This window comes from Paenibacillus sepulcri (genome assembly GCF_042647105.1).
Taxonomy (GTDB): domain Bacteria; phylum Bacillota; class Bacilli; order Paenibacillales; family Paenibacillaceae; genus Paenibacillus_Z; species Paenibacillus_Z sepulcri.
In genome coordinates, this window is record NZ_JBHRUP010000001.1 from 4,789,843 (window position 1) to 4,804,261 (window position 14,419).

Consider the following 14,419-nt stretch of genomic DNA (forward strand, 5'->3'; position numbering starts at 1 on the left):
CATCTTGATACCAAGAAATAAAGTTTGGAGGTGAACTAAGTTTGTTAGATTTAGTAAAACAATTTATAGAGAAACTAATAGCTGGATTTGATAAAACCATTACAATTGAAAGCGAAGTTATGTACGGTAATTCAAAATTGGAATATGCATTGTCCACAGAACATTATATGGCATCTATTTCAGTATTGTCGGACTTTACTTATGATTTCTTTGCAATGGAAATAATTTCTGGTGAGGATCCTTTATTGCTAAATATGAAACAATTTGACAGTATCGAAAATTTATTTACAGAACTGACCAAAGATATTATCAGTTTTTCAGACTTATAAAATGATAACTCTGACTGGTGGCTGTCCCAAAAGTAAGTAACTCAACTTCCGGTGCGATCAAACATAGGTTGTGAAGTTTAGCAGGTGTTAAGCGTAGACAGCCAGGTAAGCAAAATAAGCGTCAAATAGCCCCCACTTGGTAGCATGGTAGGGGCTGTTTGACGCTTATTCTGGAACAGGGCAGACACGGTCGACCGAACTAAATACCTAACCAGTGTGAGCAAGGGTGGAGCGACGACGTCATTTGATTATAGTCCGGATGGGATGAGGTATAAGAAATCATCGGGATCTAGTACAACCCAGTACCGTTATAATCAAAATGGTGAGGTGATAGCAGAAGCCAATGGAAGTAATCAGACGACCACGACCTATGTAAGAGGCGATCGTTTGCTGGTGAAGAAGGATATAGCCAGTGCAAAAGAGTATTACTATTTATATAATGGTCATGGCGACGTTGTCCAGATCATCGATCGAAATGGTGCGGTCGTGAATGCCTACACGTATGATGAGTGGGGCAATATTACGCAGCAATCGGAAACGATTCCCAACTCATTTAAGTATGCGTGCGAAATCTACGATAATGAGACCGGGCTGTATTATTTGCGAGCCCGTTACTATGACCCAAGTATGGGGAGATTCATTAATGAAGCGTACGAGGGTCAGGTAACGAATCCGCTGAGTTTAAATCTTTACACGTATGTGCAGAATAATCCGCTGGGCTTTGTCGATCCGAGCGGAAATGACCGCTGCGAAATCGAGCTTATGTTAAAACATGCGAATGAGTTCGAAAAGGATTTAAAGAAGACGTTCAAAGGAATATATAAAAATGATACGAATCAATATACGTATCTGTATAATATGGCAGCTTGGAAAATGAGGGGCAACAGAAGTGGGCAAAGTCGCAATTATTAGGCTCATTAGATGCAGGGCAAGCGAACTAGGATAACAAGGTTGGCTACGTTAGCGCGGCGCTTGATATGGTATCCGGTGTGGGGGCTGCAAAAGCTGGAGCAGCTACAACGAGCAAAGTATTAAGTAAGGCCGGTAAAGTAGTAGCAGCTTGTAATTGTTTTACTGCAGGAACAAAAGTTCTTACAGACGAAGGGGAGAAACCTATTGAGCAAATCGAGGTAGGTGACAAAGTCCTAGCCAAAGACGATAAGACAGGCGAGATGGCTTACAAGGAAGTTGAATGGCTTTTCCAACGTGATGTTGAAGAAACGTATAATATTACTGTTGGAGGTGAAGTCATTACGACAACCGATGAGCATCCATTTTGCATTGTCGGCAAAGGCTGGGTGGAATCAAAAAACCTTAAGGTAGACGATGTTCTGACAAATTCGGATGGCAAAGAAATAGCCATTGAGAATATTCGGGTTAAGAAGGAACATAAGACCGTTTATAATTTTATGGTCAAAGACTTCCACACCTATTTTGTCTCCAACCTTGGAATATGGACTCATAATGCTTGTAAGCCTATAAATTTACCATCTTACAAGAGTGTTGTAATTGACATGGAACATATTATCTCTGGTCATACTAAGGACGGTTTTCGTGCAACACAAAGTAAATTAAAAGACTTATTTCCTGATAATATGAATGATTCACAAATCGAAAAGGCTGTTCGAGATGCTTACTCGAATTCGAGTAAATTACAAACACAAGGCGACCGTGTTCTTGTTAGAGGTCAGTCAAATGGTCTAACGATTGAGATATGGGTAAATAAAAGTACAAAAATAATTGAAACGGCTTACCCCGTTTTTAAGTAGGAGGTGGGAAGTTGATTAGCATTGTAGTTGATGAATCTAGTCTTGAAATAAACAACCGAAAATCAATTACTGGTGAAATTTATCTCCAATTTGGGGATTCGTTTTTTCCTGAATCTAACTGGAACGATTTTATAGTGGTTGTCTTGACATGGTGGAATAAGTCCATAAGAATTCTTGAAAATTCTTCAGTTGGTGTCTCACAGGATTTTAATTTTATGGATGGTCCATTTTATGTGAGAGGAGTAAAAAAAGATAGCAAGCAAATCTCACTAAGTTTTAATCGAAGAAATAAGGCTGGCTTGGAAGTAATTGCATCATTAGACACAGAAATTGATTCTTTGAAAAAAACAATTGCAGAGGCTTCAATAAAGGTACTAAAAGAAATGCATGCTAAAAACTGGGCAACTGATGATATTGAAGAGTTAAAAAAGCATATACAATAACAGCTTTTTCGATGTATGACCTTGAGGATGCAAAAATTACTCGAGGTCTTTTTTTATCCATCAGTGTCGGTTGAATCAGTGGGTAAGCCCAACAGAACGGAACCCTCATAAGCCCCCGTATGATATTTTCAATATTTTGTTTGTATGTAAAGAGTTTTGAAAAATGTCCCTCTTTGTAACAATACTCTGACGAATAAAAAGGGAGACACTCTCCTATCGTCCTATACCTATGCATACGATGTAAATGGTAATGTCGTGAGTGCGGCTCAAACGGTGATCAACCAGGGGACAAAATCAAGTGACTATACGTATGATAAATTGAACCGGCTCGCTACGGTGTCGCGGACGGATCGGAGCATCGCAAGCTATGTGTATGATCTCAGGGGGAACCGCCTTACCTTTAATAGCACCGAAATACCAGTTTATAACGAAGAGATGAATTACACCTATGATCTGTTCAACACCTTAACCCGTGTGAGCAAAGGTGGAGCGACGACATCATTTGATTATTGCCCGGATGGGATGAGGTATAAGAAATCAACGGGAACCAGTACGACCCAGTACCGTTATAATCAAAATGGTGAAGTGATTGCGGATGCCAATGGAAGTAATCAGACGACAGCAACCTATGTAAGAGGCGATCGTTTGCTGATGAAGAAGGATGCAGCAATCGGAAACGATTCCCAATTCATTTAAATATGCGGGAGAAATCTACGATAATGAAACCGGCTTATATTATTTGCGAGCCAGTTACTATGACCCAACTATGGGGAGATTCGTTAATGAGGATGCCTACGAGGGTCAGGTAACGAACCCGCTGAGTTTGAATCTGTGCACGTATGTGCAGAATAATCCGCTGAGCTTTGTCGATCCGAGCGGGAATGATCCCCGTGAAATCGAGCTTATGTTAAACCAAGGCGGATGAGTTCGAAAAAGATTTAAAGAAGACGTTCAAAGGAATCTATAAAAATGATTAAGGTTTGAATGATAGGAGGCCACATGCGAGCGAAGTAAATTCTCCATGTGGTTTTTGTTTGCTTAACCGGGATTAAAGCTGACGATTATATCCCTCATAAGTCAACGATTGTCTCAACCAATGCTTCGGATAAAAGGCAGTCAACCTCATAGCGTTTCCCGATTGTTTTGCAATCATATCTGGTGTGTCCACTAAGGCTGTGGTACCCTAAATATTAACACAAGCGGTATCTTTTACGGATGTGAACAATTGTGGTTATGGAGCTGCCTAAAGAATGAAGAATCAAATGATCGGCATCGTCACGGGCATCCTGTTCGTTCTCATATTACCCATATTCTGGTTTGTCCATCTGATGCTGGAGGAACAAGGACAGGTGCATGCGGAAGCAGGCATTATGGACCTTTCGAGTTGGCAGTTTGACAAGGACGGTCTGGTGAGTCTTGGCGGAGAATGGGAGTTTTACCGTGGACAGCTGCTGGAGCCGGCTGATTTTGAGGACGGGGTCAAGCCGGAAAATCCGGTCAAGGCGCAAATACCGGGAGCATGGAATGATTATCTGTCAGAGAACGGTGAAGAGGCCGCGACAGGCTACGGCACTTTCCGCCTGCGCATTCGTTTGCCGGACACGGAGACGGGAACGGATTTGTACGGCATACATACGACGAATATAAGGATGGCCAACCGGATCTTCATCAACAGCCGCGAGGTCGGAAACAGCGGCGATCCGGGGGCGCTGAACCGGAAGGGCGGGCAGGGCAATATTCCCTATGTAGGGTTTGCCGAGGTAGAGGGGAATATGGCGGATATCCTGGTTCAGGTATCCAACTACAGCTATGCGACGGGCGGTATGATCTATCCGATTCTCTTCGGCGACCAGACTGCCATCGTTGTGAGCAGAGAGTGGAAGATGACCGCCGATCTTGCCGCTGCTGTAGGCATGTCGATTCTGGCTTTATATTTTCTGGTCATCTATCGCGCACGGAGGGGAGAGGAGCAGGGACTGCTTTTTATCGGCGCATTTTGCGTCAGCGCGCTGGTCTATGTACTGACCCATGGGGAAAAGCTGGTGGCGAATCTGCTGCCCGGACTTTCCTATGAGCTCGTGATGAAGCTGCAGGCCACTTCCCCGGTAATCGCCTATTATTGCTTGTTCCGTTACGGTCTCGCATTCGGCACGGGGAAATTCCATGCCAGGTTTTATCTTGCCATCAACATCCTGATGGGGGTTCTGCTGCTCATCAATCTCGTCATTCCTATAGGGCTGTTTGCCGTTGGCAGTGTTATGATGACGGCATTCTCGCAAATTGTGCTTCTCTACGGCATCTATCACCTGATCCAGGGCATTCGCCACCGGAGAGAGGATGCGCATTATATTCTGCTCAGCATGGCGAGCATTCTGGTTCTTGTGTCCGTAAGCTGCCTGAATGTCCTTGGCCTGCTGGACGATCAGGTGTTTGTTCCCTATGAGATGCTGATGTTTATTATTTTACAGGCGTTTCTGATGGCCCGGCGATTTGAGAAAACCTTCATTGAGGTCAGACAGCTGTCCCGGAGACTGCTTACCATTGACGGCTTGCGCGATGAATTTCTGGCCAACACCTCGCATGAGCTTCGCACGCCGCTGCATGGCATCATCAACATGGCGGACTCCTTGCTGGAGGGAGCTGGAGGGGTGCTGAGCAGCAAACAGAGCCGGGACCTGGCTACGATCGCCGCAACGGGAAGAAGCCTGAGCTTCCTGATCAACGATATCCTCGATTTTGCGAAGCTGAAGAACGGGGAAGTCATTCTCTACCGCCAGGAAGTGGATTTGCCTTCTGTCGTTCAATCGGTGCTGGAGGTCATTGCGCATCTGGCCGGGGTCAAGGATGTCCGCTTCATTCAGGATTGGCCGGAGAATTTGATGCTTCTGGATACCGACGAGGAGAGGCTTCGGCAAATCCTCTACAACCTGCTGGGCAATGCGGTGAAATATACGCCAAGGGGAGAAATCCGCATCTCGGCGCGGGCGCAAGGAGCCTATGTGAGGGTGGAGGTGGCCGATACAGGCGCGGGAATTCCGAAGGAACGGCTTGAGGATATATTTCAAGCCTACGATCAGGGCAGCCATGCCGGGAGCCGGGAGTATGGAGGCACAGGGCTTGGACTGAGCATCACCAAAAGGCTGGTCGAGCTAGGAGGCGGTCAGATCGGCGTGGAATCGGATTCGGGGCAGGGCGCTGTATTCCATTTCACCCTGCCAGCCGCTTCCCGTACCAGATCCTCCCTCATGGCGGGAGATGCCCGTCAGGAAGCGGCGGCTTCCTTGTCACCGGACCTGGAGTCGGATGCCGCGCTGCCGGCCCCGGCCATGAGCAAGGTGAAAGAACCGGCGAACAACAAAGGCACCATTCTGGTTGTGGACGACAATCCGGTTAACCTGCAGGTGCTGGAAAATCTGCTGAGCATCACCGGCTACAAGGTCATTACGGCTTATGACGGGGAAGAAGCGCTGGCCGTGATCGCCGCCACTCCGCATCTGGATCTGGTCATCACGGACTGGATTATGCCGGGGATGTCGGGGATTGAGCTGTGCCGGGCGATCCGCATCCGCTGCTCGCTGTTCGAGCTGCCGGTGCTGATGCTCACGGCAAGGAGCCGGGCGGAGGATGTTCAGGCAGGCTTTCAGGCGGGGGCAAATGATTTTCTGAGCAAGCCGGTGGAAGCGGGCGAGCTCAGAGCCCGTGTCGGTACCCTGCTGAAGCTGCGCAAGTCGGTCCAGCAGGCCATTCGCACAGAGATGGCGTTTCTCCAGGCACAGATCAAGCCTCATTTTCTCTATAATGCGCTGAATACCACGATTGCCGTATGTCCCGACGATCCCGAAAAAGCCATGCAGCTGTTAATTGAGCTGAGCCGCTATCTGCGGGGCAGCTTCGACTTTCAGAATCGGGAACAGCTGGCACCGCTGCACAAGGAGCTGGAGCTGATTCAATCTTATCTGTATCTGGAGAAAGCCCGATTCGAGGAACGGCTTCAGGTCGAATACGATATCGATGAGCAGAGCCGGACCCTTGTCCCCCCTCTGAGCATCCAGCCGATTGTGGAGAATGCCGTCAGGCACGGCATTATGCAGCAGGCGGATGGTGGAACGATCAGGATTGCCATTCAAGAGACGGAGCATGCCTTGAAGGTGTCCGTCACTGATGACGGTGTCGGCATCGCGCCAGACAGACTCGGCTCCCTTCTGATGGAATCGAAGAAAGGTGGCGTTGGCTTGATCAATATTCACAGCCGCCTGCTGACGCTTTATGGCAAAGGACTGCGCATCGACAGTGAATGGGGGCGCGGCACGACGGTTTCATTTGAAGTGCCGAAACCGTAATCTGGCATATACATTACAGCAGGGAGTGAGACTCATGCGCGCGATATTGATTGATGATGAGAGGCCGGCTCTCATTCAACTGGAACGGCTGATCCGCAGCGACGGCCGCGTTGAAATGACGGGTGCTTACCTGACCGCACAGGCCGGGCTTGAGCATATAGGCAGGGAGAAAGTGGACATTGTCTTCCTGGATATCGGGATGCCGGAAATGAACGGACTGGATGCTGCGGAACGTATACAGGAGCTTGATCGCAGCATCCGGATTATTTACGTGACTGCGTATGCCGATTATGCCCTGGAGGCATTCGACCTGAATGCGCTGGATTATTTGTTGAAGCCGATAGATCCCAGCCGTTTTTCCAAGACCATGGATCGGATATGCGCGTATTTAAGCGGCAGGGAGAGCCATCAGGAGGATAAGCCCGCGATGGAGGGTCCCACAGTGCTGTGCTTTAAGCGCCTGGAATTGAGCAAAGGCCGGCAAGCAGGGGACAGGCTCAAATTCCGCACGCTGAAATCCCAGGAGCTGTTGGCCTATCTGCTGCACCGCAAAGGCGAGTGGATCCCCAAGCAGCAGCTCACGGAAACGCTCTGGGCAGGCTACGAGCAGGATAAGGCCGTGACTCATCTGCATACCTCCATCTATCGAATCCGCAAGCTGCTCAAGGAACAGGGAATCCAAGCCTCCGTGGAGTTCGCCCTCGAGAGCTATGCTCTGTTTGGGGAGGGGATCATTACGGATGTCGAGCAATTCGAAAGCATACTGGATGGACAGACGGGCATAGACAGGCAGAACCAGACTCAGTTCGATTACGCGCTGAAGCTGTACCGCGGCGAATATCTGGAGGAACACGACTATGAATGGGCCAAGACCAGGAGCAGCTGGCTGCAGATTCTGTTTATACAGGGCACATTGGATATGGCGCGTTACGAGCTCTCAACGGGGCAGGCGCTCCAGGCGCTTCACCGGCTGCAGGAGGCGAAGGAGAGGGAGCCTTATGACAGAGAGCTCTGTCTGCTTATCCTGAAGGCTTATTCCCAGCTCAAGGATTACAGGGAAATGAGAGACTATTACGAATCGTACAGACAGCTGCTCCGCCTGGATCTGGGCATCGAGCCGGATCAACAGGTTACCGAGCAGTACCAGCAGCTGCAGGTAGTCCACCATAGCCCCTGATAGAAGAGCTTTCCCGGCGAACTTGCAGGTTGGCACGATAACGGATATCCATGCGCAGGGAGCAGATCCAGTAAGCGATTGCGGTAATCTTTGTGATAAGATGATGATAAGCGAGATTACAAGGGGGATGAAATCATGAACCAGCAAATTTTCGGGATTGAAGGCATTCATCATGTCAGCTTGATTGTGACCGATCTTGAGCGGGCGAAGGCTTTCTATGAAGAAATCATCGGCTTGCAGGAAATGCAGCGGCCGCCGTTTGATTTTCCCGGTGCATGGTATTCGGTCGGAGAGACTGGCCAGCAGCTCCACCTGATTGTGCACGATGGCGAGACGCTGCGGACCCGCACCATCGATACGCGCGACGGTCATTTTGCCATCCGCGTTAATGATTATCAGCAGACAATCGACTGGCTCAAGCGCCAAAATATCGAGCATAAAGCCAACCCGAACAGCATTACCGGCTTTGCCCAGATCTTCCTGCTCGATCCGGACCGCAATATCATTGAACTCAACGCCGCGCGCCAGCCGGAATTGTGAGCTTCAGGACGAGGGCCAGGGAGGGGATCCAGGCTGGATATTCCGTATGATTTGAACAGGATCGCAGCGCTGTTTAAAGAAGCCATGAAAGATAATCTGACCGGCGTTTATTTGCACGGTTCACTGGCTATGGGATGCTTTAACCCGGGCCGCAGCGACATCGATCTGCTGGTGGTTGCCAGGAAGAAGCTTTCCGTGGAGAATCGCAAACAGATCGTCCGGAAGATATTAGCCCTTAACGATGAGCTGCCCGGTGCAGGCGGAATCGAGCTGAGTGTTGTCCTGGAATCGGAGCTGACAGACTTTGTTTACCCCACTCCCGTAGAACTCCATTACTCTGAATTCCACCGGGAAAAGTATCAAACGGATGAAAACTACAGCTGCAGCGATTACGTTGACTATGATCTGGCCGCACAGTATGCGGTTGCTTACGATCGGGGGACGGCATTGTACGGCCAGCCGCTTCGAGCGTTGTTCCAGCCTGTCGGGCGCCAGTATTATGCGGCATCCATTCTTTATGATATTGAGAACGCCTACGAACATATCGTGGAAAACCCGGTATACATGACCTTGAACCTCTGCAGAGTATTGTACTTTCTCCAGGAAGGCGTCATATCCTCCAAGAAAGAAGGCGGAGACTGGGGGATAAAGACGCTTACCGGCGCATATCACCCGTTAATTCAGCAATGCCTGGATGTTTATGCCGGATTAACGGACAGCATCGAAGCGGGAAGATCAGAATTAACGGAATTCGCTGCCTATATGAGCATCGAAATACAGAAAGCTGTCTGATGCTGAAGCGGGGCGCAGAATGATCATGTTCCGCCATGCGGGATCGTTGTATTCGTCACCATGGCGGCGATCATCGGTTTCAAGCAGCCTTATTCATTCCTGGGGCGGCCGCCCGCCCCTTCTCAGCTCCTGAATGGAGTAGCCGAAATCCATTTGCAGATGCGGATAATCCCGGAATTCCTCCCAATCTCCTCCCCAGGTGAAGCCAAGCCCCTTGGCGATGTCCACCACTTCCAGCCAATCAGGGCTGCCGCTGCCGTTCCCGTCATACTCCAGATCCCAGATTACGTCATTATCCTTGGTGCGCAGGGCAAAATCGATCGCCAGACCATAATTGTGGTAGGACTCCCCACCCTTCACATTCGTTACGACCTGTCCGCTGCTGCCCCGTCCCTGCCGGTACAGCGCATTCTGCTCCTCGTTTGTACGAAGGCCGTCCGTAATCAGAATCGCAATTCCGATTTTCGCGGCTGCCGCGATCAGGTCAGCCTGTTTGGCTGCAACGATGGGATGCAGCGAGGTCACATCCGGCGCTGGCGAGGGCCATAACCGCTCAATTATTTCAGTGCCCTTCCACAGGCTAACGGCAGTTACTGCCAAAATTAACCACATCAACATTCTGCGGCGTTTAGCTTTGTTTCTTGCTCTCACACCCGGCTTTCGGAGTCTCTCCGGCTGCCGGGTACGTGCGAGATCATTTTGCGGCATCTTTTCGGTTCTCCTGTCCCCATACTGCAACCGTTGGCCAGCGGGCTTGCCGCAGCCCGGTTGTCAGTAATCTTCTACTGCCTCATTCTATCATACTGGACGGATCAGCTGTCTCTTTGTTATGATGCCAGTAGGTTTTGAATCGTTTCGCAGTTTCTGGTATACGGACATATTTAAAACCATCGCGCAGGAACAGGCGGTGGTTTTTTGCATGATATTACAGACAGGCGGGGTACATAACATGAATAAAAGCAACCGTTCACGAATATTGACCGCATTCATTACCGCTGCTGCCGGAGGGCTGCTGTTCAAGCTGCTGCATATCCCGATCCCCTGGCTGCTCGGGCCGATGATCGCCGTCCTGATCGGCTCGAATCTGATGAAGGAGCGTTACGCATGGCCCGGCTTCTTCCGGAATACGGGGATGATTATCGTCGGCTACACGATCGGCTTGTCCCTGACCGCCGCAGCGCTGCGCCAGATGTACCATCAGCTTCCGATCATGCTGCTGATGACGGTGCTGCTTCTGGCTTTGTGCGCAGGCATTGCCTGGCTCGTATGCAAGCTGTCCGGCATTAATTACAAGACGGCGCTGCTGGGCTGCATCCCGGGAGGGCTGACGCAGGTTATCGCCCTGGCGGAGGAGACAGAGGGCGTCAACATTACGATCGTGACGGTCACGCAGGTTATCCGGCTGATGATGATTGTGCTGTGCATTCCGGTGATCATCTTCAGCTCCATCATGGGACAGACTCATGCAGCAGTTTCCGGCGGGGGGCCAGTGTCTGCTGCCTTTGCAAGCTGGAGCGGACTGTTTCCGAATCTGATTCTATTTGCGGCTGCCTGCACGGTATGCGCGATAGCGGGGAATAGAATTAAATTTCCGACAGCTTTCCTGCTGGGGCCGGCTATCGCAACAGCCATTCTCCAGTTCGCCGGCCTTGACGGCCCCCTGCTTCCTTCGCCGCTCATTAATGCCGCTCAGCTGCTGATCGGAACGTATGTCGGCCTGCTGCTGAAGCCGGGCCAGCTGCCGAGCAAGCTGCGGACATTGACCCTTGCTGTTGGAGGGGGCGTCCTGCTGTTGATCGGGGCCTGCGGACTCAGTTTTCTTCTCACCAAGCTTGAGCCCATCTCTATCTCGACGGGGCTGCTGAGCCTAGCTCCCGGGGGAATGGACCAGATGGGCATTATCGCCCACGAGATCAATGCTGATCTTTCGATGGTGGCCGGTTACCAGCTATTCCGCACATTTTTCATCTTTTTCGCGGTGCCGCCGCTAATCCGGATGATCTTTCATTACAGCGCGGAGAGACAGAAGCGGCTGAGCGAATAGGAAGCGGTAATGCGGCAAACAGCCTGTCCTTCGTGGACAGGTTTTTTTTGATGCAAGGAAGGTTGAAATCCCATCACACGCTGCTTGTATTTCAGAGATATGCTTCATCGCCACAGGATGGAAACAGCCGGGCCTGCAGGTGCGCTAATAGGAGAACAGGGAAATAAACCTGTCCATCAAATGTGCAAGGAATATAACCGTTTAAGATCGAATAAGAGAAATAGGCTGGGCTTTTTTTGCTGTTTTTCGTATGAGGCGATGGTTCTGTTTATAACAATATGGTGAAACGAAATTATAGAATGGAAATGGATCGCGGGGGGGAGCTTGGGATGCAGAAGGTGCAAATCGATCATGTTGCGTTATTCGAACAAATTCATACACATGCGCCAATAGGTGTAGCAGTGATGTCCATTGGTGGAAAGTGGCTCAAGGTCAATCCTGCCTTCTGCAGTCTCACCGGTTACACGGAAAACGAGTTGACAGGACTTACTTCTGCGGATATCGCCCATCCGGAAGACATAGAGACGGAAGCGTTGGGAATCCGGACGCTGCTCGAAGGGGATTCGACTGTATTCGAAATGGAGAAACGATATAGAACGCGCGGCGGCGGTTCGGTTTGGACCTCTACGCAGCTGTCGCTCGCAGGAGACGAGAGGGATAATAAGCCTTTATATATTTTATGCTATATTCAGGAAACATCCCGGAGTAAGGCCAACGCCGCTGAACAAGGAATGATGGAGGCCGGTGAGCTGTACAGGCTGATAACTGAACATGCATGGGATATTATCAGCTGCAGCAATTCGGACGGCATCATTCAATACTGTTCTCCATCGGTCCGTGAGCTGCTTGGCTACGAGCCGGAAGAAGTAATAGGACAAAGCAATATTGAACTCTATCACCCGCAGGATCTGGAATCGATTCAAGCCTCGGCTTTTGCGGATAATGGCATATTCACCTACCGGATCCGCCACAAGGACGGCCATTACCTATGGTTTGAAACCACAACGACCATAATCAGGGACGAGCAGGGCCGGATCCGGAATATTTTTGGAATCAGCCGGGACATCTCCGAGAGGAAGAACACCGAGGAAAATTTGGCGGAGGCTCAGCGCATTGCAGCTCTTGGCAGCTGGGACTGGGATATCATCCAGCAGGAAATCAGGTTTTCCGACCAGCTATACAGGATATTGAACCTGGACATCGGCGGTTTGCCTGACGACCTGTTATCGCTGTTTCATCCTGAGGATCGGGAGCTGATTCCCAGACATCTGCAGGAAGCTATGAAAAGCGACAGCTATAGTGCGGAGTTCCGCAGTCTGCAGCCTGACGGATCGGTCAAATACTTGAATACGCGCGTATCGGTTACTTTCGACGAGAGCGGCGCACCTGTCAAGATGAACGGGATTACCCAGGATATTACAGAGAGCAAAAAGATAGAACTGAAGCTGCAGGAAAGCATTGAACGATATACATCATTAAAGAAATATAACCATGATGCCGTGCTTTCTCTTGATTTGGAAGGCAATATTATCAATACCAATGCCATGGCCGAGAAGCTTACCGGGTACAGCATTCAAGAGATGATCGGCATGAAGGTGTCCGTCTTTATCGGCGCCGACAAATTAAGCCGCATCCTTTCTGACGAAATAATGGCCGAACGGCAAATTAATGCCTTTAATCATAAAGATGGCCACAGTACCGAGGTTCTGACGACATTGGCGCCGATCATCATCAATAAGAAGAATGTGGGCTGGTATATTATTGCGAAGGATATTACGGAGCAGAGGAAGCTGCTGATCGCCAAGGAGGCGGCAGAGAACACGAACAAAGCCAAAAGTGAATTTCTGGCCATGATGAGCCATGAAATCCGCACGCCGATGAACGGAGTGATCGGGATGACCGATCTTCTTCTGGAATCCACCAGCCTGGATGAGAAGCAGCAGGAGTATGTCCAAATCATCAGCAAAAGCGGCAATACCCTGCTCAATATTATCAATGATATTCTGGATTTTTCAAAAATTGAATCAGGCAGGACGGAAATGCTGGAGATCCCTTTCAATATTATGGACTGCCTGAATGAAACACTCGGCATCCTGCTGCCCAGAGCCCAGGAGAAGAATCTCGAAATCCACACCTACTTCAGGAACAAATGGCCTGAGACACTGATTGGCGATCCCGAGCGGCTCAAGCAGGTGCTGATGAATCTCATCGGGAATGCTGTTAAATTTACGGATAACGGCAGCATCGCGGTTTCCATTGAAAGATTGACGGACGATGACGATCAGGTCCGGCTTAAATTTGTGATCAAGGATACGGGGATCGGAATCCCGCAGGAGAAAATCAAGCATTTGTTCGAGCCCTTCTACAGGGTGGATGATTTCATGATCCGCAAAACCGAAGGAACGGGGCTGGGACTTGCGATCAGCAAGAAGCTTATCGGACTATTGGGCGGGGAAATCTGGGTCGAGCAGGCTGAGCCGCAGGGGACTGTTTTTGCTTTTACCGTACGGCTGCGCAAGGCCGGGCAGCAGACCTCCCTTCAGCTGCAGGGGTCCGAATCGGAGGGCAATGCGCAGGGAAGCAACCAGCAGGCTCTGAACATCCTGATTGCTGAAGACAATAAGGTCAATCAGCTGGTCCTGCAGAAAATGCTTGAATCGCAGGGTCACCTGACAAGCATAGCGGTTAATGGCAGCGAGGTTGTCCAAATGGCTGAGGCAGGCAGCTACGATATTATTTTTATGGATGTGCAGATGCCGGTCATGAACGGGCTGGAAGCGGCGGAAATGATCAAGAGAACGCTGCCGCCGGAGAGTTGCCCTTATATTATTGCGGTCACGGCAAACGCACTGAAGGGCGATCAGGAGAAGTGCCTGGCCGCCGGCATGGATGCCTATATGAGCAAACCGATCAAGAGCGCTACAATTGCGGAATTCATTGAAGTGGCGAGAAGGAAAACCTCATAACCAGAATGAAAGGCCCGGT

13 protein-coding genes are annotated in these 14,419 nt (G+C 49.9%); 12 read left to right on the plus strand and 1 reads right to left on the minus strand.

Going from position 1 to position 14,419, the window contains the following annotated elements; all coding sequences use genetic code 11:
- The first annotated feature begins 41 nt into the window (after window positions 1-41).
- From ACFOLF_RS21270 to ACFOLF_RS21315, 10 genes are all read left to right on the plus strand, one after another.
- The gene (locus ACFOLF_RS21270; protein ID WP_210046256.1) at window positions 42-329 is read left to right on the plus strand and encodes a hypothetical protein; all 288 of its coding nucleotides are present in this window, start codon (window positions 42-44) and stop codon (window positions 327-329) included.
- A 393-nt stretch (window positions 330-722) separates the two neighbouring features.
- Window positions 723-1,241 carry an RHS repeat-associated core domain-containing protein gene (locus ACFOLF_RS21275; protein ID WP_379114634.1) on the plus strand — a complete coding sequence of 173 codons (519 nt, stop codon included), beginning with the start codon at window positions 723-725 and terminating at the stop codon, window positions 1,239-1,241.
- A gap of 65 nt (window positions 1,242-1,306) precedes the next feature.
- Window positions 1,307-2,098 (plus strand): polymorphic toxin-type HINT domain-containing protein, encoded by a 792-nt coding sequence (locus ACFOLF_RS21280; protein ID WP_210046254.1) that lies wholly within the window; start codon window positions 1,307-1,309, stop codon window positions 2,096-2,098.
- Window positions 2,099-2,109: 11 nt separating this feature from the next.
- On the plus strand, window positions 2,110-2,541 hold the full coding sequence (locus tag ACFOLF_RS21285) for a hypothetical protein (RefSeq protein WP_210046253.1): 432 nt from the start codon (window positions 2,110-2,112) through the stop codon (window positions 2,539-2,541).
- A 255-nt stretch (window positions 2,542-2,796) separates the two neighbouring features.
- Window positions 2,797-3,237 carry a hypothetical protein gene (locus ACFOLF_RS21290; protein WP_210046252.1) on the plus strand — a complete coding sequence of 147 codons (441 nt, stop codon included), beginning with the start codon at window positions 2,797-2,799 and terminating at the stop codon, window positions 3,235-3,237.
- Entirely contained in the window at window positions 3,203-3,466 is a 264-nt protein-coding gene (locus tag ACFOLF_RS21295; RefSeq protein ID WP_210046251.1) for an RHS repeat-associated core domain-containing protein, read from the plus strand. Before ACFOLF_RS21290 ends, ACFOLF_RS21295 begins: the two co-directional genes overlap by 35 nt.
- A 325-nt stretch (window positions 3,467-3,791) precedes the next feature.
- The gene (locus ACFOLF_RS21300) at window positions 3,792-6,881 is read left to right on the plus strand and encodes a hybrid sensor histidine kinase/response regulator (protein WP_210046250.1); all 3,090 of its coding nucleotides are present in this window, start codon (window positions 3,792-3,794) and stop codon (window positions 6,879-6,881) included.
- A gap of 34 nt (window positions 6,882-6,915) precedes the next feature.
- Window positions 6,916-8,058 carry a response regulator gene (locus tag ACFOLF_RS21305; protein WP_210046249.1) on the plus strand — a complete coding sequence of 381 codons (1,143 nt, stop codon included), beginning with the start codon at window positions 6,916-6,918 and terminating at the stop codon, window positions 8,056-8,058.
- Window positions 8,059-8,193: 135 nt separating this feature from the next.
- A complete protein-coding gene (locus tag ACFOLF_RS21310; RefSeq protein ID WP_379114624.1) occupies window positions 8,194-8,598 on the plus strand; it encodes a VOC family protein in 405 nt (134 codons plus the stop codon).
- A 51-nt stretch (window positions 8,599-8,649) separates the two neighbouring features.
- Window positions 8,650-9,390 carry an aminoglycoside adenylyltransferase domain-containing protein gene (locus ACFOLF_RS21315; protein WP_379114626.1) on the plus strand — a complete coding sequence of 247 codons (741 nt, stop codon included), beginning with the start codon at window positions 8,650-8,652 and terminating at the stop codon, window positions 9,388-9,390.
- A 93-nt stretch (window positions 9,391-9,483) separates the two neighbouring features.
- Here ACFOLF_RS21315 and ACFOLF_RS21320 read toward each other — a convergent pair whose 3' ends face one another.
- On the minus strand, window positions 9,484-10,098 hold the full coding sequence (locus ACFOLF_RS21320) for a M15 family metallopeptidase (protein WP_379114628.1): 615 nt from the start codon (window positions 10,096-10,098) through the stop codon (window positions 9,484-9,486).
- 241 nt (window positions 10,099-10,339) lie between these two features.
- Here ACFOLF_RS21320 and ACFOLF_RS21325 point away from each other — a divergent pair, with 241 nt between their 5' ends.
- Both ACFOLF_RS21325 and ACFOLF_RS21330 read left to right on the plus strand, forming a co-directional pair.
- Window positions 10,340-11,434 (plus strand): AbrB family transcriptional regulator, encoded by a 1,095-nt coding sequence (locus ACFOLF_RS21325; protein WP_210046248.1) that lies wholly within the window; start codon window positions 10,340-10,342, stop codon window positions 11,432-11,434.
- A gap of 329 nt (window positions 11,435-11,763) precedes the next feature.
- A complete protein-coding gene (locus tag ACFOLF_RS21330) occupies window positions 11,764-14,400 on the plus strand; it encodes a PAS domain S-box protein (RefSeq protein ID WP_210046247.1) in 2,637 nt (878 codons plus the stop codon).
- The last annotated feature ends 19 nt before the right edge of the window (window positions 14,401-14,419 follow it).

Bases quoted from the DNA above. Each gene is read 5' to 3' on its own strand.
- ACFOLF_RS21330 (WP_210046247.1), top strand. From the start codon at position 11,764: ATGCAGAAGGTGCAAATCGATCATGTTGCGTTATTCGAACAAATTCAT.
- ACFOLF_RS21305 (WP_210046249.1), top strand. From the start codon at position 6,916: ATGCGCGCGATATTGATTGATGATGAGAGGCCGGCTCTCATTCAACTG.
- ACFOLF_RS21310 (WP_379114624.1), top strand. From the start codon at position 8,194: ATGAACCAGCAAATTTTCGGGATTGAAGGCATTCATCATGTCAGCTTG.
- ACFOLF_RS21300 (WP_210046250.1), top strand. From the start codon at position 3,792: ATGAAGAATCAAATGATCGGCATCGTCACGGGCATCCTGTTCGTTCTC.
- ACFOLF_RS21280 (WP_210046254.1), top strand. From the start codon at position 1,307: ATGGTATCCGGTGTGGGGGCTGCAAAAGCTGGAGCAGCTACAACGAGC.
- ACFOLF_RS21320 (WP_379114628.1), bottom strand. From the start codon at position 10,098: ATGCCGCAAAATGATCTCGCACGTACCCGGCAGCCGGAGAGACTCCGA.
- ACFOLF_RS21325 (WP_210046248.1), top strand. From the start codon at position 10,340: ATGAATAAAAGCAACCGTTCACGAATATTGACCGCATTCATTACCGCT.
- ACFOLF_RS21295 (WP_210046251.1), top strand. From the start codon at position 3,203: ATGCAGCAATCGGAAACGATTCCCAATTCATTTAAATATGCGGGAGAA.